13 protein-coding genes and 1 pseudogene are annotated in these 21062 nt (G+C 49.5%); 7 read left to right on the top strand and 7 right to left on the bottom strand.

What is annotated here, in order from left to right; translation table 11 throughout:
- Positions 1 to 122: 122 nt before the first annotated feature.
- The 4 genes from cruF to QUB63_RS28585 form a co-directional block, all read right to left on the bottom strand.
- A complete protein-coding gene (gene cruF, locus QUB63_RS28600) occupies positions 123 to 1061 on the bottom strand; it encodes a gamma-carotene 1'-hydroxylase CruF (protein WP_332948756.1) in 939 nt (312 codons plus the stop codon).
- Between the two features lie 601 nt (positions 1062 to 1662).
- On the bottom strand, positions 1663 to 4275 hold the full coding sequence (locus QUB63_RS28595; RefSeq protein ID WP_332948755.1) for a CHAT domain-containing protein: 2613 nt from the start codon (positions 4273 to 4275) through the stop codon (positions 1663 to 1665).
- 120 nt (positions 4276 to 4395) lie between these two features.
- Positions 4396 to 7293: an S-layer family protein gene (locus tag QUB63_RS28590; RefSeq protein ID WP_332948754.1), complete on the bottom strand. Its 2898-nt coding sequence runs from the start codon at positions 7291 to 7293 to the stop codon at positions 4396 to 4398.
- Positions 7294 to 7358: 65 nt separating this feature from the next.
- Positions 7359 to 10262, bottom strand: coding sequence for a two-partner secretion domain-containing protein (locus QUB63_RS28585; protein WP_332948753.1), 2904 nt, complete (start codon positions 10260 to 10262; stop codon positions 7359 to 7361).
- 344 nt (positions 10263 to 10606) lie between these two features.
- Here QUB63_RS28585 and QUB63_RS28580 point away from each other — a divergent pair, with 344 nt between their 5' ends.
- The 5 genes and pseudogenes from QUB63_RS28580 to QUB63_RS28560 all read left to right on the top strand — a co-directional run bounded on the left by QUB63_RS28580 (position 10607) and on the right by QUB63_RS28560 (position 13334).
- Positions 10607 to 10984: a hypothetical protein gene (locus QUB63_RS28580; protein WP_332948752.1), complete on the top strand. Its 378-nt coding sequence runs from the start codon at positions 10607 to 10609 to the stop codon at positions 10982 to 10984.
- Between the two features lie 286 nt (positions 10985 to 11270).
- Positions 11271 to 11502, top strand: a pseudogene (locus QUB63_RS28575) (DUF433 domain-containing protein).
- Positions 11503 to 11542: 40 nt separating this feature from the next.
- Positions 11543 to 11758, top strand: coding sequence for a hypothetical protein (locus QUB63_RS28570; RefSeq protein WP_265238029.1), 216 nt, complete (start codon positions 11543 to 11545; stop codon positions 11756 to 11758).
- Positions 11755 to 12129, top strand: coding sequence for a type II toxin-antitoxin system VapC family toxin (locus tag QUB63_RS28565; RefSeq protein ID WP_332948751.1), 375 nt, complete (start codon positions 11755 to 11757; stop codon positions 12127 to 12129). Before QUB63_RS28570 ends, QUB63_RS28565 begins: the two co-directional genes overlap by 4 nt.
- 461 nt (positions 12130 to 12590) lie before the next feature.
- On the top strand, positions 12591 to 13334 hold the full coding sequence (locus tag QUB63_RS28560) for an ATP-dependent Clp protease proteolytic subunit (RefSeq protein WP_332948750.1): 744 nt from the start codon (positions 12591 to 12593) through the stop codon (positions 13332 to 13334).
- A gap of 554 nt (positions 13335 to 13888) precedes the next feature.
- Here QUB63_RS28560 and QUB63_RS28555 read toward each other — a convergent pair.
- Together QUB63_RS28555 and QUB63_RS28550 are read right to left on the bottom strand one after the other, a co-directional pair.
- Positions 13889 to 15883 (bottom strand): ShlB/FhaC/HecB family hemolysin secretion/activation protein, encoded by a 1995-nt coding sequence (locus tag QUB63_RS28555; RefSeq protein WP_332948749.1) that lies wholly within the window; start codon positions 15881 to 15883, stop codon positions 13889 to 13891.
- 373 nt (positions 15884 to 16256) lie between these two features.
- Complete coding sequence (locus QUB63_RS28550) at positions 16257 to 17261, bottom strand: protochlorophyllide reductase (protein ID WP_332948748.1); 1005 nt, start codon at positions 17259 to 17261, stop codon at positions 16257 to 16259.
- Positions 17262 to 17426: 165 nt separating this feature from the next.
- Here QUB63_RS28550 and QUB63_RS28545 point away from each other — a divergent pair, with 165 nt between their 5' ends.
- Together QUB63_RS28545 and QUB63_RS28540 are read left to right on the top strand one after the other, a co-directional pair.
- Complete coding sequence (locus QUB63_RS28545; protein WP_332948747.1) at positions 17427 to 17657, top strand: addiction module protein; 231 nt, start codon at positions 17427 to 17429, stop codon at positions 17655 to 17657.
- A gap of 88 nt (positions 17658 to 17745) precedes the next feature.
- A complete protein-coding gene (locus QUB63_RS28540; protein WP_332948822.1) occupies positions 17746 to 17943 on the top strand; it encodes a type II toxin-antitoxin system RelE/ParE family toxin in 198 nt (65 codons plus the stop codon).
- Positions 17944 to 17975: 32 nt separating this feature from the next.
- Here QUB63_RS28540 and QUB63_RS28535 read toward each other — a convergent pair whose 3' ends face one another.
- Positions 17976 to 20864 (bottom strand): response regulator, encoded by a 2889-nt coding sequence (locus tag QUB63_RS28535; protein ID WP_332948746.1) that lies wholly within the window; start codon positions 20862 to 20864, stop codon positions 17976 to 17978.
- Positions 20865 to 21062: the final 198 nt, after the last annotated feature.

The raw sequence follows: 21062 nt of genomic DNA, 5'->3' as shown, positions 1-21062 counted from the left end.
ACAAAAAAGGTTCGAGCGTTTGGACTTAAGTCCGCAGCCGGAGAGCGGACTTAAGTCCGCACCCGCGATCGAATATTATTGCAGTCAATCGACCGGAAACGATATGATTCCTCATCAGCCGCTTACTTGCCCAAAGCGCCCACGCGCTGAGGTGGAATTTCAGCTTTGAGAGCCGATTCCAAAGACGGAATTGTTTCTGTTAAGTCATGTGCTGCGGGTTTAGCGATCGAGCTCAATACGATCGCCGGAACTACACCCAAAAGCACAGCTAGGGATGTTGGGAACCAGAACCGAGAATCCAAGGAAGTGACAGTGATAATCGCTCCGAAAGCAAAGTTTACCAAATAAACAATTAACGGCAAACCCAATTCCGATCGCTCTAATTTAATCGACTTTGTTCTCCAGAAGAAAGCTGCTACCGACATAAACACAGCCCCCGTGCCCATCCAGCCAGCCAAATTGCGGTAAGGCATCCCAAAGAAAGCCCCAACTTCCTCAAACTCCCAAAAAGGCACAGAAGTTTGACTCATCGCCGGATCGAGTACAAAATCCCAAGCAGTCAGCAGCAAAGCACCAAGGGCGATCGCCCCGATTTGGCGCACCCAGTTGAGTTCACCTTTACCGCCAGCGACTCCAGCGCGAGCAATTATATATGAAACCAGTCCCAGATAAAACCACGACAGGGGAATTGTAAACGGCACCAGCCCTGCAATTTTGTAGCCCAAACCGCTCAAATAGTGGTAGTTGCCGAAGGGAAAACCCGTACTCGTTCCCAACAACTCGCTACTCAAAGATAAAAACACAGAAGGCAGCAAAAATGTCAGAGTTGCACCCAGCCCCAACGTCCGATAGGCATATAGAGCAACCGCTGCTGCACCAAAGATGATATAAACTACTCCACCCCCAGCCATCCCCCACTGGAACAAAGTTTGCCCAGCGGGCGGTAAGCTCATCACCAATTCGGGACGGGGTAAAATCAGCAGCAACCCTGCCAATCCAAAAGCCATTGACAAGACGTGGGCAATCAAGCAAAAGCGCTCAGCCATCAAAAGTTGCTTCATGGGACTCCTCGAAAAAATATCAGATGCAGAAAGCACTCGTTACAGTTTACAATCTTTAACAAAAAACCAACACGAACTCGGCACCGGCATTTTCCCAAGACTTACACGCAGGGCCGAGAAACCCGGTTTCTGATTGATATCCTGTCCGGTCGATTACCATAACAAAAACCGTTCGATCGTTTGGACTTAAGTCCGCAGCATCAGAGCGGACTCTTCGGCGGCACTACAAACCAATGTTATTGTGGTCAATCCACCGGAGATGATATGACTGTCTGGTTGCAACAAGCCTAGACAAGATTGCAAAAATAGCTGGGAAGGGCCCAGAGCCCGTCCCAAAAAGAGGATTTGCTATTGTGGGATGGGCCCCAGAGTCCGTCCCAAAAAGAGTATTTGTTGTTGTGGGATGGGCCGAAGAGCCCGTCCCAAAAATTTTTTCCCAGGCGAGGCATAGCCTCTAGATATCGATACAGTTTCAAACCCAGGCGAAGAACCAATGACCAATGACCAATGACTATTGACTATTGACTGCTTCGGGAGTCAACTGTCACAGGTCAACTGTCACAGGTCAACTGTCAACTGTCCACTGTCACAGGTCAACTGTTTATTGCCAATTCCCCACCAGTACGAAAGGCGCCCAGAAATAGGGATTTTGATAGTCTGGGTTTTGCAGCAGGCTTAATTGAGCGTTGCGGAGGGCTTCAGCTTTGCTGGTTTTAGAAGCAAGCTGCCGGTAAAACTCAGTCATGAAAATAGCTGTAGATTCGTCGTTGACTTGCCAAAGAGTCGCTGCTGTGCTGCGGGCACCCGATCGAATTGCAGCACCGGCCAAACCCAAAGCCGCCCGGTTGTCGCCGGAAGCAGTTTCGCAAGCACTCAACACCAAAAGTTCGATCGGCTGTTGGTTTTCCCCAGTGCGCGATCGCAGCAGTCGATCGAACTCCTTAACATTAACTTTCTGGTCCCAAGTCACAATAAAAGTATCCGCCGCATTCGAGCTAAACTGACCGTGAGTTGCCAAATGGACGATCGGATAAGACACCGATTTAATGCGATCGTGCAACCGCCCGCTGACAAAATCTTGATTCAGCAGCGAACTCGCCGGCATCTGCGCCGCTATTTGCTCAACTTCCTGCATCACCCCCGGCAAAGCCGAGAAGCCTTGACGCGCTTGGGAGAGGGCACCTGCGAGCACTTTTAACTTGACTTGGCTCAGCGGTTTCGGTGCCAGCAGTTGCAGTCCCGGCGCCAAAGCAATACTGTATTTTTCTACCAAAAACTTTTCCCCGTCGTGCAGCACCGCCATCGGCAGATTTCGCAAATAACCATCGAGCACAAATACCAGAGTTTTAATCCCGCTGGCAGTCAAATCTGCCTCTGCGGGGCGGATTAACCAGTCGTAAACCTGTTGAATAGGTTGTAACCTGTCGCGGGGAAAAGCAGCAGGCCTGATGACATTTTTAGCTAGTCTGAAGGCAGTTTCCAAGTCGGCTTGAGACTTCTTAGTAGTGTAGCGGCGCAGGGGTTTGCCGGGAATTGACAAAATTACCTCCAAACGATCGCTCAAAATAATCGGATAAATCACCGCCGCGGCAGGATCGATTTCCTCGATCGACTTTGGTTTAGCATCAGCACAAGCATCCCGAAAAAAGTTATCCAATTCCGCCAACTGCAAAGATTCCACCGTTTGGCGCGCCTGTTTCAATTTAGATTGACTGGGAGATTCCTCTTGCAACAGCAGCCCGACTAATTCCCGATAAACCGGTTCGGCACTTTCCCGAAACGAAAATTGCACTTCCGGATTCACTGTCACCAAATCGCCTCGCAGAGAAGACAGTACATTCACAGCTTGAGTATATTGAACGATCGCCCCTTCTGCATCTCCCTGAGCTTTCCGAATACGTCCGACTTGCCACAATAATTGATAGGCAATATCGGGAGATTGAAAAGCCGGTGCCAAACTCAAAGCCTGACTTGTGAGATTTTCGGCTTTCTGATACTGCTTTTGGATTTCCGAAAGTTTGCCTTTAGCAGCCAAAATGTAAGCTTGTATGCGTTTGTCGCCCAAAGTGTTTGCTGGTTCCACAGAGCGATCGAGCATTTTGTCAATATCGCTTAAACTCAAACTTCCCGCTGGCGACTGAGCTAATTTCATCAAGCTTTGAGCTAGATTAATTTGAGCGTAAAGTCCGGCGCGGTTCGACGGAACTCGACCGAGTTGAGGTTCGATGGAACGCCACAAAACCTCTGCCTCCGACCATTTTTTGCGATCGGCCAACAAACTCAATTGATTCAATTTCGCCTGAATTTGTAGGGGCGATCGATCTGGCATCGCCCCAGCAGTTCGAGCATAATATTCTAAGGCCGAGCGTTCCAATTCATCCCGCAGTCGGGGACTCAAACCCGGTTTATTGCTTTTCGCCCGCACCGTATTCCCCAGATTGAGAGCAATTGCAGCCGACTCTTGTCCGACGCCCAATTTTCCCGCAGCTTCCAGTCCCGCTGACAGCAAATCCTGGGAACGTTCCAGTTGTCCCAAAACCCGCAGCACCCTGCCTAAAGCATTAATTGCCCGAACTTTTTCCAGGGAAACCGGCTGATTTTGCAAACTTGCCAAACCCGCTGTCGAAACTTCGCAAGTTTTGTTTTCCAGATTCAAGGAAGCTAACAGAATTTTGCAAGCCCTGGGGTAAAGTCCGAGAGTTTCCCAAGCTCGACTTTGATTAATTAGAACTTGAAAAAGTTGGTTTTTGTTATCAATTTGCTCGAAAATTTTAGCGCTTAAGTACAAGTTGTCGATCGCATCAGGAGTCCGCCCCCGTTCGAGTTGAATCTGTCCTTGAATGTTGAGAGTTTCCGCCCAAATCCGCTGCTGTTCGGGAGTTTTGGGCTGCGCTTGCACTACCGACAGACTAGCATTCACAGCTTGTTCTGCTGGTTCCCAAAGTGCTAACTCCCCGTAGGTTGCAGCTAAATTGCTCAATGCTGCGGCGCGATCGAGATTTTGACCTTTTGCCTCAAACAGCGCCGCCGCTTGCTGCAACAGCGGTACAGCTTCGGAAAAACGTTCCGAAGCGTACAGAGTTCGAGCTTGTCTGACAAGCTGCACTCCTTGTGGTGACTGAATCTGAGCCACTGCGGGAGGAATCGCCACCGATAGCAGACAGGAAATCAGAAATAAGAGAATTGCTTGTCGGAGCGATCGGGTAAACTTCATATTTAAAAAATAAAATTACAACCGCAGACACACATACTAATTAACCTAAATACATCTTATTCTTCATCCGCGTTAATCCGCGTCAATGGGCCTACATCTGCGGTTTAAAAAAACCTAATTTCAGCGCGGCCCACAAACAGAACTTGGCCGAGGATTCCGCCCCGAAGCAGCGTTACCCGGATTATATCCAACAAGTGTCACATCCCCCTGAGAATTCACCACCCAACCTTGCGCCGGAACAACTTCCCGAGCTGTTTTTTCCCTTTCTTCTATCTTCCGTCTATCCGTTACATCGGTTAAATCCCGTGCAGTGCTCGTTGTCGAACTTCCTTCCCCTTCTACCCACGGAAACGGCACTTCTGCGCTGCTGAGGGCATCGTTAGGACTAGGCGGCACTCCCCCCCGACCAGTCACGGTAAACTCGTTCTCTTGCCCTTCGATGCAGGGATTTGCAGCAATTAACGCAGCCGGATCGACCACATTTTGCGGCAGTTCCACTAAACCTTGAGCGGGATTCACCCCAGAAGAACTAAATGTTACTGTCCCTTGCAAAGCAGGCCCACCAGATTGAGAAATAGCCGCAATATCGCTGGTAGGAACTAGAGAAGTAGGACTTACTTGCAGGGTACCAAATTGAGCATCTGTTAATCCCAAACTACCTCGCACTTGTTCGCGGCTAACTGCTGTAAACCCGAAAACATTGGGGACATTGATATTAACGCGGCCGCCAAGGGCCGATCGCGCATTAGCGGTGATGTCGCTATTTTCCTTGGGTAAGGCAACCAGAATATCGCTGTTGATGTTGATGTTGCCGCCGTCAGCAGCGCCCGCATCGGTGGTAATGCGGCTCCCCCGGCGCAACTGGATGTCGCCCGATCGCAAGTTAATATTCGCCCCGATACCCGATACAGTCGTGCCGTCAATGCTGCTTTTGTTGTCGAGGGCGATCGAATTTGCGACAACATTCATACTACCTGCTGCTCCCGTTCCAAAACTCTGGACGCTAACCGTTGCACCGTCTCGGACGCTCAACCGGCCCGTTGCAATGCTCAAGCTTCCCGCCGCACCGGATGGAGGCTGCACCCCGAACAAAGTCTGGTACAGCAAATCTCCCGAAGCTGTGCTGATCCCGCCCTTAAAGATGCCGTCTCTGGTAGTTCCGGCTAGTTCCACCGACTCCGAAGCACTGACAGTTATATTTCCCCCTTGTCCCGCACCCAGAGTTGAGGCTCCGATGGCTGCTCCGTCCCGGACAATCAACCGTCTGGCGTTCACCGTCACATCGCCGCCTTTGCCGCTCCCCGTCGTTCCCGCAGCGATCAGACTTCGGGAAGGGAGCGCGCCCGGAGCGGTGCCGATAACTTCAACGGAGTCTGAGGCGTTGACGGTGATGTTTCCGCCGGGCCCCCCCGCAGGAATCAGCCTTTCTACTGTACTCACCCCGCTCGAAGAAGAGATGTCAGCCCCCAGCTCTGCGCGCAGGGAGCGGGTGTTAATTTCGATGTTTCCAGCCCTTCCCGTGCCGCCAATACTGTTGGCGGCTAGGGCTGTACTCAGGGGGCTATCCGATCGATCTCTCGACACTATTACCGAGTCAGAGGCTCTCACGATCAGATTCCCGCCGTTCCCGGCACCAAAAGTTGAGGGCGAGACGACGGCTCCGTCGGTGACGCTCAGCTTGCCGGTCTCGATTTCTATACTGCCTGCATTTCCTCGGTTAAAAGTTGTGGTGAACAAGCCGGAGGCGTTGACTTCTACTGATTCGGAGGCTCTAATTGTCACACCAGAGCCGTCTCCGGTACCGAGTGCGGGGTTGGCTATTACCGAGCCCTCTCGGAGCGTTAACTGTTTGGTGGCGATCGCGATATCTCCGGCTCTACCGGCACCGACGGTACCAGTAATTATGTTGCTTTCGCGGGAGGTGACATCTGGCGGCTTTTGTGCTGCACCGGGATCGAGAACCAGCCGCCGAAAGTTCTCAAATCCTGTTCCCCTGAGTTCTACATTCTCGGCGGCCCGGACATTGATATTGCCTCCGGCTCCGCTTCCGCTAGTGCTGGAGCCGACAAAGGCTCGATCTAGAAGGCTAAAGCGCACTGCTTCGATATCGATGCCGCGGCCGTCAATGCTTCCCAAGGTATCGGATACTAGGCTCGATCGATCGCGCAATGTCACGTTTCCTCCCCGGAGTGCGATCGCGCCTCCCCCCGGCCCGCTAGCTGTCACCGCCGATAAACCTGAAAATTCAATATTGCCAAAATTGGCAATATTTGTATAATCCAAACCTAATCCAACAGGCGTGATGTTGAAGCTTACCAAACCCGGACTCGCCACACTTCCTAATTGAATGTTGCCACTAAAAGCACTGGCAAAACCATTATTAAAAATTAAATCTCCTCCTACCAGTGCTAAGGTTTGACCGGGAGGAACTGCTAAACCAACGGGGATTGTGGTGTCTTGAATAACTTGGGTGACACTGGAAGCGTTGACAATTGCACCGGGAGTGTCTCTAAACCTTAAACCCACAGGAATATTAATCGCTAACAACGGTACTGTTTGCGGGTTGGCGCTGCTAAATTCAAAGCCATTATTAAAGACAACACCCGATGCACTGGAACCGACAAATGAACCGCGCAAATCTAACCGAGCATTCGGCCCAAAGACAATCCCTTTTGGGTTAATTAAAAATAAGTTGCCGTTCCCCAAAACTCCCAGAGTTCCTAAAATATTAGAAGGGTTGCCACCCGTAACGCGGGTGAAGATGTTGGCAATTGGGCTGGGATTTTCAAAATAGGCTCCGCGTCCGCCCTTGATGTTGAATTCCCCGAAACTGTGAAAGAGGTTAACGCCGCGAATTGCGCCGCCAGTGATTCTATCTGAGGGTAAGTTATTAATCGTATCGGCAACTGTCCGCGAACTTTCTGCACCCAAGCTATTATCGGGGATGATTTGGGCGATCGCAGGGAAAGGACACAACAGTAATAATGCAAAAAATAGGGCGGAAGATTGGCGGGGCATCTTTTAAGTCTGCTTAATTTAATATTAGGAAAATAGCGATCGGGTAGCTAAAACCTGAAGAGTATCTATCGAGGTACGCAAACACCCGTCGATTTGGGACTGCGAATAGATGCACCACCACCTGAATTATACGCTACCAGCGTTACTTGTCCTCGATCGTCCATTGCCCAACCTTGAGCGGGAATAATTTCTGTTGGCCGAATTTCTATGGATGCTAGGCGGCCTTCTACTTGCTGACTTCCACCTACCGCTGGTTCCACCCAGTTAAACTGGCTAGAATTGCTGCTGAGAACATCATTAGGACTCGGCGGCACTCCCCCCCGCCCAGTCACGGTAAACTCGTTCTCTTGCCCTTCGATGCAGGGATTTGCAGCAATTAACGCAGCCGGATTTACCACATTTTGCGGCAGTTCCATTAAACCTTGAGCGGGATTCACCCCAGAAGAACTAAATGTTACCGCCCCTTGCAAAGCCGGGCCCCCACTTTGGGAAATCGCGGCGATGTCGCTGCTATTTAGCAGAGAAGTAGGACTTACTTGTAAAGCTGCAAATTGCGCGTCACTGAGATTCAACCTGCTTCTGACTTGTTCGCGGCCCGTTGCTGCAAAACCAAAAACATTCGGGACATTCACATTCACGCGGCCGCCGGCTGCTGTGCGCGCATTAGCAGTAATATCGCTGTTTTCTTGCGGGAGGGCGAGAAGAATGCCGCTGTTGATGTTGATATTGCCGCCGTCAGAATTGCCCGCGTCGGTGGTAATTCGACTCCCGCGGCGCAATTGAATGTCTTGTGCTTGCAGGTTAATATTGGCTCCAGTACCCGATACAGTTGTGCCGTCAATCCTCGCTTTGTTGTCCAGGCCGATCAAATTTGCGACAATATTGATATTACCAGCGCGCCCGGTTCCCGTAGCCTGCACCGTGATTGTAGCTCCATTCGTGACAGTTAGTCGATCGCGCGCATTCAGATTCAACGAGCCGGCATTTGCTGTAGCATTGGGATTAGTACCAAAAGTTTTGCCAACCGAAGCGTCGATCGTACTGACAAACAGACCGTTATTGCCGCTGCCGCTGACCTGGATGCGATCGGCATTCACAGTAATATTCCCCACATCTCCCCTACCCAAAGAACTCGTAGAAACTATTCCCCCATCCCGCACGGTTAGGCTGGGAGTATCAATCCGAATATCCCCGCCCCGACTAGAGCTCAACGTTCCAGAAGTCAGCCCGCTAGCATTTTGAATTCCGCTGGTCAAAAGTTGAGAAATACCCGAAATTTCTACTGATTCACTAGCTTTAACTGTTAAATTTCCAGCAGGTCCCCCATCCTGAGAAAACAAAAATCTGCCAACCAATACACCCGTTCCCAATGTAAACGCAGAACCCCCAGAAAGACTCAACCGCTTGGTATCAACATTAATATTCCCCGCCCTGCCGCTAGAACCGATACTCAGCGTGCTAATTCCAGTTGATACAACTGTTCTCGGGCCGCTGTTTGACAATTCTACTGATTCAGCAGCTTTAACGTTAATATTCCCCGACGGGCCGCTGCTGTAGCTGGTGGTACCCAGAAGAGAACCGTCGCGCATAATTAATCGATTGACATCAACAGTAATGCTTCCTCCCGCACCGGTACTTTCTTTCGCTGTCCCGTTGTTGATTCCAGAACCCACCATCTCAAAAGTATTGGCGCGAATAATTAAATTTCCGCCTCTTCCACCGCCAAAAGTGATACCGCTACCCAGTACCCCATTGTTGAATAGCAGGCGCCCGGTATCGATCGTAATATTCCCCCCCGAACCAGCGCCAGCACTAGCATTAAACAGCGTAAACAGCGGGTCAAACGGGTCTGTGGTTCCCGATACCAGATATTTAATTGCCACCTGTTGAAAGCCATCAACTCCCCGCCCGCTCATTTCTACTGAATCAGCAGCGCGCAAGTTGATATTGCCTCCGGCACCATCTCCTAGAGTGAAAGTAGAAAATTGCGTGCCGTTTTGCACTCGCAACTTTTGGGCATTAATGTCAATACCTCTACCATCAATATTTCCCAGTGTCAGCGCATAAATTCGCGCACTGCTGAGGGCGACATTTCCACCTTTAATATCTACTCGGCCGCCACCGGTGCCGCTCGTGTTGATGAGTGTGCCATCGGATATTTGAATATTGCCGAAGTTCTGAATATTGCCATAATTTAAACTTAAATTTTCCTGCTGTGGGCCCGATGTCACGGTCAAATTAACTAAACCGGAACTGGCTGTGCTACCGAGCAAAACTTGTCCGCCGCTCGCGGTTAAATTGCCGCCTGGGAGTTGGATGTCGCCGCCAATCAGTGCTAAAGTTTGACCCTTGTCTACTGCTAAACCTACTCGATCTGTAATTGGAATTGCCAGGGGAGATGCTGGGAGATTTACTTTTCCTGTAGCCGTGGATTGATTGACAATTGTACCGGGATTGTCTCGAAATCTTAAACCCACGGGAATATTAACTGTTAACAACCCAGGTGTTTGCGGGTTGCTGCTGCTGAATTCAACGCCGTTATTAAACACAATACTGTCAGCACTTGAACCGATAAACGAGCCGCGCAAATCTAACCGAGCGTTCGGCCCGAAGACAATTCCTTTCGGGTTTATTAAAAATAAATTGGCGTTGCCTTGCACTCCGATGGTTCCTAATATATTAGATGAGTTGCCGCCTGTAACGCGGGTGAAAATGTTAGTAACTCCGCTGGGATTTTCAAAATAAGCTCCCCGCCCTTCATTGATGTTGAATTCGCGGAAACTGTGAAAGAGATTAGAGCCGCGAGTTGCGCCGCCTTCAAGGCGATCGCTCGGTAAGTTGTTGATAGTATCGGAAACAGTGCGGGAACTTTCTGGGCCCAAAGTGCCGTCTGGGATGATTTGGGCGAAGGTTTTCGAGGGAAATAGCAATAAGAAAACAAAAAGTAGGGCGGAAGACAGGCGAGACATAGCTGAAATCCTATTATATAAATAATATCGTTTCCGGTTCCATCATAATTATATATAGCAATCCTTGCAGGAGTCATAAATCTTTTTACCCCACCCCAACCCTCCGCTTAGTAAGGGGAGGGAGTAATAAATTCACAAATGATGCGAGGATTGCTATACTTGGATTGTATCAGTGCGAGGGTGAGTAAGTTCTGATGAGTGTCTCAATTTTTCCGATCGCCGAGGGTGTTCGATCGACTCTCCTTCACCCCCTCAAGTGGACTTTTCCCAAATATAATAAAGATAGCTTTTTTTCAGTGCGACGGCTGAGGAAATCTGTTTCTGTTTAAATATGTGTGCAGAATATGCGTCCAAACGTTGACTCTGAGAAGATAGAACGATTGATGCAAGTCTTGGGAGGAACAGTCATGAGCTTGAATGAGTTGCCGGGAGCGGAGCTAATTCTACCTGGACTGCACGATCTTCATCATGGTAAGACGAATACAGTTGGGTCATTGTTAGTCGCGATCGCAGCAACGCGCCTAGCCGAAGCGGGCTTAGATTTTCCTAAAGATCGTCTAGCCGCAGAGCCAGAACTGACCCTGTACGCTCTTCTTGAAGATGAACGGGATGATGCCTACCTCTACTACAATGCTTTGCTGAATCGCCCCAATAGCTTTTGCAACGCACTTGAACTTCGTTCAACGAATATGGGGCGATCGATTACAGTGATTCGAGCGTGAAGAAGTTCTGATGAATGTCTCGATTTTTCCAATCGCCGAGGGTGTTCGAGCGACTCTCTTTCACCCCCTCAAGTGGACTTTTCCCAAATATAATAAAGATAGCTTTTTTTCAGTGCGACGGCTGAGGAAATCTGTTTCTGTTTAAATATGTGTGCAGAATATGCGTCCGAAGGTTGACTCTCAGAAGATAGATCGTATTAAAAACAAGATTGACAACCTTGCCAGATCCGCAGCCATAGGCTAAGATTTTGCAAAGGTCGAGAACACAATGAGGATAATTCCAACTATGAACTACCGAAACCACATCACGATCGAACCCAATAAACGCGGTGGTAAGCCTTGTGTACGCGGCTTGCGAATTACGGTTTATGAAGTGCTTGAGTACCTGGCTTCCGAGATGACCGAAGCAGAAATTCAAGGGTGATTTTCCCGATCTGACGCGAGAAGATTTAAAAGCCTGCATTGCTTATGCTGCTGACCGCGAGCGTCGGTTTATGACTGCGACCTTATCCGCATGAAATTACTTTAGGATAGGAACGATTAATTAGGGAAACTCAAATGGCAATTAACACTTCTTTAGAAGAACGGCTTGCAGCAGTGGAAGCAGCGATCGCACAGTTGCAGAAGCAAATTGTGGCTTCTCAACCGACGAATTGGTTGCAACAAATTATAGGGTCTTTCAAAGATGAACCTGCCTTTGAGGAGCTACTTGCCTATGGACGAGCGATTCGCCAAGGGGATGAGTCTCTCCTCGAAGCTCAAGATGAGCTATGAAATATTTACTGGATACAGATCATCTGAGTATTCTTCAACGTCAAGCCGGGAGAGATTTTAGCAACCTTTCGACGCGCATGGCTCAGTACCCACTATCAGATTTTGCCGTATCGACTGTAACGTTTCATGAACAGATGCTTGGCTGTCACGCTTATATTAATCGTGCTCGTAACCCGGATGACGTAGTGAAAGGGTATACAATGATGGCGCGGCTCGTTAGTGACTTCAAAGTGTTGCCCCTTGTCTCATTCGATGCAGGTGCGGCTACAACATTTGATCGATTACAGTCACAACGGATTCAACTGGCTCTCGATGGATGCTCGGATCGCGGCAATTGCAATGTTCCGTGGGTTGATTTTGTTAACCCGTAATCATAGAGATTTTGGTAAAGTAACAGGGTTATCGATCGAAGATTGGACAGTTTAAAGAGTCAGTAGAAATAGTCGTCAATCCCGTTGCCTCTCGAATATTCATGCCTTCATACAGCCGATCGCCGAGGGTGTTAGAGCGACAATATAATAAAGATAGCTTTTTTCAGTGCGATGGCATAGCGTGCTTGAGGCGAATCGTGCGGCAAACTCGATCGAGGAAAGGAGATTCTGATGGGGAGTAAGAAAGGGTTGACATACATCATCGATCTGCGGTATTTTTCGACTATATGCAGTATTGTACCGCAACTGCGACATAATTATAAGTTAGGCTGCATTATTCCAATGAATTAGCAGGCACAAGAGATTACAAAAACTGCAAGAATACACAAAATAGTCAACTGTTATGGCTGAAAAATGACTTGGATGGACTCAACGTTGATAATTTCAAAAGGTTTTGCACCATGAGCAGCTTAATTAAGAAGAAGCATTTTAGATACTTTCTGTTATTTTCCTCTCCCATTTTTACGGGTATTATTATTGGTATTTTCAATCCTGATAGAGCTATGGGTGATACTTTAAAGCGGGGTGAAATAAGTTTAGAACTAGCTCAGGCTCCAAATAGCTCTACTACAAACACAGCTATCTGTAATTCGCATAAGGAAACTATTGAGAGACTACTTAAGAAAAGGATTGTAATCATTAGTCAACCTATAGATAATGATTTGGCAAGGACAGTTGTAGCTCAATTGCTTTACCTAGATTCTCAAGCACCAGGAAAAGATATTTATCTATACATAAATTCCCCTGGGGGTTCAGTAACATCGGGTATGGCTATATACGATACTATGCAATCCCTTCGCTCAGATGTTGTAACAGTCAGTATTGGTCTGTCGGCTTCTATGGGAAGTATACTGTTGGCTGGAGGTACAAAGGGAAAACGTTTTGCCTTACGTCACTCGCGAATTATGATTCATCAACCTTTGGCGGGCGCTCAGGGGCAGGCAGCAGATATTGAAATTCAGGCAAAAGAAATTCTCCATTGGAAAAGACAACTCAGTCAGTTATTAGCAAATCTTACTGGTCAACCCTTGGAGCGAATCCTAGTCGATACCGGGCAAGATTTTTTCATGTCGGCCCAGGAAGCTAAGGCGTATGGGATTATTGATAAAGTAGTCGATAAACTACCTTCATTCTCCCAACCATAGTCTCACTCAGATCGAATCGATTTTTGTGCATAATTCGATGATAAGTGACTTTGCAACCTAACAAGCGCTTGCACGCGGAACCGAGCATTACGCTAGTGGTTATGATACAAAGGTTATCGCCGTCCGGTGAAGCGCGTGCCGTTATCTCGTAAACGCTGCCTGACCTTGGAGATGATTCGGAATCTCGATCGAGTGTCAAATCAAAGACCCTAACGCTTTCAGTGTCGCTTTTTGAGCATTCGTCAATGCCGCCGGGCCTTGAATATTCATGCCTTCATACAGCGATCGCCCATCAACGTCCTAATACAACATCCGGTTGCGATATCCCACAGTTTAATCGTGCGATCGATCCCGCCACTTATACCAATTTTAAAAAAGAATGCAACAGTATTCTTGTTCCCCCCGCAATACAGCGGGGGGGCTAGGGGGGGTCGAAGAGTGTTGCACGATTTTAGAAAAATGGTATTAATAAAATTTGACCGTCAGCGCTAAAGATGAAACTGTTGGGCTCTAGCGTTGCGTAGGGTTCGATCGCGCTCAACCCAACCTACAATTTAAAACGGAAAATAATTGATTCTAAAGTAGATGCCTTTTTCTTGGAAAGTTCGATCGCCCGACGATCGAGCATTAATCAAAGGAATACCGTAGTCTAAACGCACATTCAACCGATCGCCCATCTGCCAAACTAGCCCCAAACCCGCACCCAGCAGTTTGTCAGAGTCAGGATTCGCTTTTTCTCCCGAATGGTTCCAGCCTACCCCAAAATCGACAAACGGAGCGATTTGTAACAATCCTTTGACTTTCGGCGCGCGCCACACCGGAATTCGCACCTCAGCACTGGCGATCGCACCGCTATCAGTTAACAGCAAATCTTGCCGGTATCCGCGCACGCTTTGAACGCCGCCGATCCCGATTTGTTCGAGGGAAAGCAGCGGGCGATCGGCTAATTGAATGTCGGAACGCAGAATCAGCAAGGTTTCTGGCGCTAGCAGCCGCACGTACTGCGCTTGTCCGCGCCACGCCAGAAAGTGGCTGTCTGGCCCGCTATCGTTCGCAGTAGCGCCCAAAAAATCGGTACCGAGGGAAAACTGCGATCGCGCCGCGAACACTTGAGTGGAACTCCGCTGTACGTATTCCTGAAAAAACCGCACAGCCGAAACCCGGGTTTCGCCGCGATCGTTCGCTCCCGCCGAAAGCGCAAATCTTTCCCCCATCAGGAATGTATCGCTTTCTTGCCGCGAAAAACTCAGTCCCAAAGCCAAAGTGCGATCGGGCTTTTCGACAATCGGCTGGCGGTAAGTTAACTCGTAGGTGCGCGATTTCCCCTCAATTTGTGCAGCATCAAACGGTTCCTCGATGACGTTGGTGCTAGCAGCGCTCGCAGCGAACCGAATTGTGCCGTTGCGCGCGTTGACGGGGACTGTGTAGCTGCCGTTGAATTCGTTGCTACCGTCGGTGTTAGCGTAGGATAGCTCTAACCCGTCGCCGAAACCCAGCAAATTTGCTTGATTGATGCGCGCGCCGCGCCGAAAACTGCCGACGCTGGGCGATCGGTTGTTGTCTAGGAAAACTTCGCCGCTAAAGCTGTCTGCTTCTTTGATCCGCACTTCCAAGCGGCTGTTTTCCGGGCGGCTTCCGGCTTGCAATTCGGCGGAAATATTGGCAATTAAGGGGTCGAGTTGCAGCATTTGCAAGGCTTCCAGCAGCCGCTCGCGATTGAGCGGCCTTCTGGTAGCGCGCTGCAAGCGCGATCGCACGTAATTTGCATTTAAACGCCTGTTTCCCGCAATCTGAATTTCATCTAACCCGCCTTCGACAATCCGAATTTTCACCGCGCCTCCTTCTCTGGGAAAGGTTTGGTTGGCGGGGATTACAGCCCCGGAATTGATGTATCCTGCTGCTACGTATTTTTGAGTGACGGCTGCTTCTGCTGCGATCAGTTCCGCAAAGGTGATGGGGCGCCCCGCAAACTGTTGCGTAACTTCTGCGAGTTCGCGATCGCTAAAAGCCGTGTTTCCCTCAAATTCAAAGCGCGAAACCTTAATTGTACCCGGAATCCCCGGTCTAACATCGCCCGGAACGGGTGTTAGCTCCGTTGGTTGGAGGGGAGACGGCGGCGGAGGTTGCGGGGCTGTTGGTGCAGGTAATTCCGGCTCTCTCGGTTGAATTGGGTTGGGCAGTTGGCCGAGCTGCGAATCTCGATTTGTGCCGGTATTTTCTTCTAGCTTTGGCTCTTGGCTAGAAAGCTCGGTTGCTTGAGTTTTGGTGTCTGATGCGCGATCGGCACAATTGGCAACTTCCGGCTGCAATTCGGGAGCGGGCGCAGGTAACGGCGTTTGCTCGTCAGGGTTTGTCAAATCTTCGCGAGTGTCGAAATTGCTGTCGGTGGGAAGCAAAGCGCGATCGGCTCCGCTGCTGACGGCTGCCAAATTCTCAGCCTTTGAGGTCAAAATTTCAACGGCGAAAGCGGCTGTTTTCGCTGGTTTTCCCAACCAAACTAACCCAAAGATGCCAGCGATTAAAAATAGTTTTTGCGATCGACAACTCATAGGATATAATTATTATCTCGAATAATTCGGTAAAAATCTTGTCAGGAATTAAGCACCCTAAACTTGAAATTAATCTTAACCGCAAAAAAGGAAAGAGCAGTCGCCGCCAACAGTTGCGCAACCGCTAATACGATCTCCCCTTGAACTACCACAATAAAATTGGTTTGAGCGTTCGGAATACAAGTCCTCTCTCATTTTATGAGGACTTGTATTCCGAACGATCGAACATCTTGATTGCGGGTAATTTCGCAATCGTAATAATCTTGCACGCACCACTAGCAAGAAACCGGGTTTTTCTCGAAAATACTGCGTTACAGCCCGCAGATAAGCGTAAAAAACCCGGTTTCTTTGATAGGAGCGTACAAACTATGAATTATGCAGAGCGGCCAGCACGTGCAGCACCCATTTGAGCCCCGTCAGCCAAACCCACCAACCTAGCGCTCAACTCCCACATCCGCTCGCCTTTCTCATCATCGCGCGCCTGCGGAGAAACCTTCTGCACAAAAGACTTACCATCTTTTTTCTGCCGGTTTCCCCAACTCCAATAAGCGCCAGATTGCTTGTATTCCGGATCGGCAACCACCATCGCCAGCCTTTCGCCCGCCAACTCCTGCGATACGTAACCGCCCGTGATATTCTTCTGAAACAGCGGGAAAAGTTTTTGAAATAAAGGATAGTGATTGCGGAACAGCGGCGTATCCGCGACGCATCCCGGATACAGCGAAGTGAAACTAATCCCCGTCGATTCGTGAAAGCGGCGGTGCAGTTCCCGCATCGTCAGCACGTTGCAAACTTTGCTATCTTTGTAAGCCTTGACAGGTTCAAACTTCTTGCCGTCAGCCATCGAAACCGGGTCTTTAAAACCCGCTTCAAAGCCCTCAAAATTTCCCAAATCCGGGCGCGGCGGAATCTTCCCGCCCAACTCGTCTGGATTGTGCGTCACGGTTCCCAAAATCACGATTCTGGCATCTTGATAATACGAAGGTTTCATACTATCCATCATCAGGTTGCACAGCAGAAAATGACCCAAGTGATTCGTAGTCATCGTCAACTCGTAACCCTCGGGGCTGCGCTGCGGTTCCTTAATCAAAGGCATATAGATAGCCGCGTTGCACACCAAAGCATCCAGGCGCCTGCCGCTGGCCTTGAATTCCCTCGCAAAGCGGCGCACGCTTTCCAAATCGCCCAAGTCAATCTGCATAATCGTGAAACTGCCTTGAGGTATGCCCAACTCTTGGGCGGCGTCTCCGGCTTTGCGCAGGTCGCGACAGGCCATGACTACGTGCCATCCTTTGTCTGCAAGGGCTTTGGCGCCGTACAAGCCGACGCCCGAGGATGCGCCGGTGATGATAACTGTTGACTTGTGATTTTGTGCCATTTTCTTAAAAATGCTTCGATCGCTATTGATTATTTTGGGGCATCTCAAACGCCCTTGCCAGCAGCTCGGATGTTTTGAAATGCCCTCAGGTTAATAGGATAGGCCCAAACGTTGTGAATCTCAACTGTTAGAATAAGTCTAGAGTTTATTATTCTGCGAGGAGCTATGCGGTCGATCGAGCAACTGACAGAGGAAATATTATCTTTACCTAATGAATCAAGGACACTCCTTGCAGACAAATTGGTAGAAAGCTTAGAATTCGACACCGACTCAGCAATTCAGGCAGTTTGGATTACTGAAGCAAAAAGACGCAGAGACGAGGTTCGGGATGGTTCTGTGCAACCGATTGCAGGCGAAGAAGCTTTGGCTCAAGTTAGGCGACTGATTGAGCTATGAGATATGTATTTCACCCTGAATCTCTCACTGAATATGCTAGGCAGTTCCATACTATACAGAGCAACGGGTTGAGGTTGCACAAGCATTTATCAATGCTATTGAGGATACGGTTTATCGGATTAGAGCATCTCCTACTCGTTATGTTGCTGTTGATGAGGATGTTCGACGATATATGGTGCGTCGGTTTCCTTATGGAATTCTGTACGCAATCGAGGAAGACTACATTCTGATTTTGGCGGTTATGCATTGCAGCCGGGAACCTGGATACTGGAAAATTCGTAGATAGTCGAAGTTACCAGCAGGCTGATGTTTCCATAGCTATTTGCTCAGTAAATCCGCGATCGCCCCAACCAATAGATTTGGATCGACAGGCTTGGAAATGTGCTTCTGAAAGCCCGCCGCCAGAGCTTGTTGCTCGTTCATTTCTCCAACATAGGCAGTCAAAGCGATCGCCGGGACCAGTCCCCCCCGCTGAGGTGGCAGACAACGCACATATCTGAGCAAACTGTAGCCATCGACTTCTGGCATTCCAATATCGCTCACCAAAACATTGGGCCCAAACGACTCTACGGCTACCAAAAATTCAGGGGCAGATGCAACTGTCATCACCTCTGCTCCCGCCCGATCGAGCAATACCCCAATTAGTTCCAGGCTGTCAGGCTCGTCGTCAATTGCTAACACTCGGATGCCTGTCAGATCCACTTCTTTCTCTAATGATTTGTCCGATCGATTTTTCTCTCTTTTGACGTTCAGCAGCGGCAGGCTGACGGTAAAAGTCGCTCCTTTTCCGAACCCAAAACTGTCAGCTTTGATTGTTCCGCCGTGGGCTTCTACCAGTTGATAAACGATCGCCAGTCCCAACCCCAGTCCTCCGTGTTTGCGGGTAACTGAAGCATCTTCTTGACGGAAAGACTCAAAGATGTGCGGCAAGAATTCTGGATTGATGCCTTTGCCCGTGTCTGTTATCACTATCTGCGCTTGGTTGTCTGCTTCCTCTAGTCGAATGTCTACTCGTCCACCCTTTGGAGTGAACTTGACAGCGTTGGAAAGCAAATTCCAGACAATTTGCTGCAGCCGAACGGCATCCCCAGACACTGACCGGATATTGGATAGCACCGGATAAATCAGAATTGACTTGGCCGTGGCGGCAGTCTGCACCGTGTCGATCGCAGATTCAATCGTACATAACAAATTGACGGCAGTCACATTCAGGCTCAGTTTGCCGCGCAGCACCCCAGCCATATCGAGCAAGTCGTCAATTAATTGAGTCTGCGCTTTGACATTGCGTTCGATCGTCACTAACGCTTTTACAGTTTTGCTTTCATCCAGTTTGCCAGTTTGCAGCAATTTTGTCCAGGCTAAGATGGGGCTCAGGGGCGATCGCAACTCGTGAGAAAGAACCGCTAAGAACTCGTCTTTGATGCGGTTAACTCTTTCCGATTCCGCCAGGGCAGCTTGTTTTAATTGCAGAATGCGATCGCGTTCGATTTCAGCTTGTTTGCGATCGGTCATATCCCGCGAAGTCGATAAGAGTTGTACCACTTGCCCTGCGCCATCCCGCATCGGGACTACCACCACATCCCACCATTTTGGCGTGCCTTTGGCGGTGGCACAAAAGCCCTGGAATCTACCCTGTTCTCCTGCCTTCGCCGCCGCGATCGCAGCTTCTGCCTCTTGCCGAGCTTCGCCTTGCCAAAAACAGAGCCATTCCGCGTTCAGGTAGGGGGTGAGATCGTCGATCTCCAATTGGCACATTCCTCCTGCATTCATGTATAAAAGCCGTGCATCCAGATCGAGCACTTTGATGCAGTCGCGACTGCTCTCCAACACCCGTTTTCTAAACTCTTCACTCTGACGCAGAGCTTCCTCGGTGCGCTTGCGATCGGTCATATCCAAATCCACGCCCGACATCCGAATCGGTTGCCCGATCGCATTATAAAACACTTTCCCCAGGCTCAGCGCCCACCTGATGCGGCCGTTGGGGTAGATCGCCCGAAATTCAATCTCATAGTTGGCTCCCGTAGCGACAGCAGCATCGATCGCTTCTAGCACGCGATCGCGGTCTTCTGGATGCAGCCTTTCGACAAACCGATCGTAGGAGCCATCAAACTCTCCTGGCGCCAACCCAAACAGCTCTTCCATGTTAGAACACCAGGTAATTTTGTTTTCCAAAATATTCCAGTCCCAGGTTCCCATGCGGGCGGCTGCCAGCGCCAACCGCAGTCTTTCTTCACTGCCCCCCAACACGAATTGAGTGCGTTTGCGTTCGGCGAGTTCGTGTTGCCCTTGCTGATAAAGCTCCGCCTGTCTGATAGCAATGCTCACCTGAGTTGACAGTTGCTGGAGCAAGTCAATCTCCAACGGTTGCCACTCGCGGGGGCTAGTACAGTGATGAGCAATCAGCACTCCCCAAAACCGATCGTCGTGCTGAATGGGAACCACTAGATTCGCCTTAACTTGATACTGAGTCAGCATTTCCACGTGGCACGGGGAAATGCTGCCGTCGTGAATATCTGTTTTTGCGGTCACCATTCCCTGACGGTAGCGATCGATATAGCTTTCGACAAAACAGGGATCGTAGATCTGGGCTGACAGAATTGACATCCATTGGGCGCCAACGGATTCTGCCATCACAGTTCCTTTGCCGTCTGGTTCTAAGCGGAAAACGATCGCGCGATCGGTATGCAGGAACTGCCGCACTTCTTCGACAGTGATGTGCAGAATTTCATCGAGGTTGAGCGTTCCATGCACTTTCTGCGCGATCTGTGCGATCGCGCGATCGCGATCGATCCGCTGTTGCAGTTGCTGGCGTAACTCCACGGCTTCGATCGTCCTGTGCACCGCCAATTGCAAACTTTCTAGCGTGATTTGTCCTTTCACTATATAGTCTTGTGCGCCGGCTTTGATTGCCTGGACTGCGATCGCCTCATTTCCCTGCCCCGTCACCACAATCACGGGTAAGGTTGGTTGCGGTGCTCGAGCTTGCAGGGCTCCCAGAAATTCTAGTCCATCCAAATCCGGCAGTCGGTAGTCGAGCAACACCACATCCGGCTGGTGCTGCTGCCACCACAACAGCCCTTGCTGTCCCGACTTTGCAGCGACAATCGTATAGTGATAGTCGCGATCGCGCAGCAAATACCGCCGATACATTTCGGTGTCTTCCGGGCTATCCTCCACAATCAAAACTGTGCGCTCAGTTTTACTCATGACTGGTCTTCCTCCTGAGATTGAAAAGGCAGCATCGTGATTTGAAACCAGTAGCTCAGCAACGTCTGAATACTTTGCTTCAACAGCTTAAAGTCCATAGGTTTGATGATATAGCTATTCACCGCTTTTAAAAATCTAGGTAAACCTAGCAAGACTTAGCGGTTTAAGTTTCTTAAGCGTTCTCTTCTAGTGCTGGCG

The organism is Microcoleus sp. ARI1-B5, assembly GCF_036705795.1.
GTDB lineage: Bacteria > Cyanobacteriota > Cyanobacteriia > Cyanobacteriales > Microcoleaceae > Microcoleus.
Note: the sequence above shows the minus strand (reverse complement) of the source record. Positions and strands in the feature narration are given on the sequence as shown.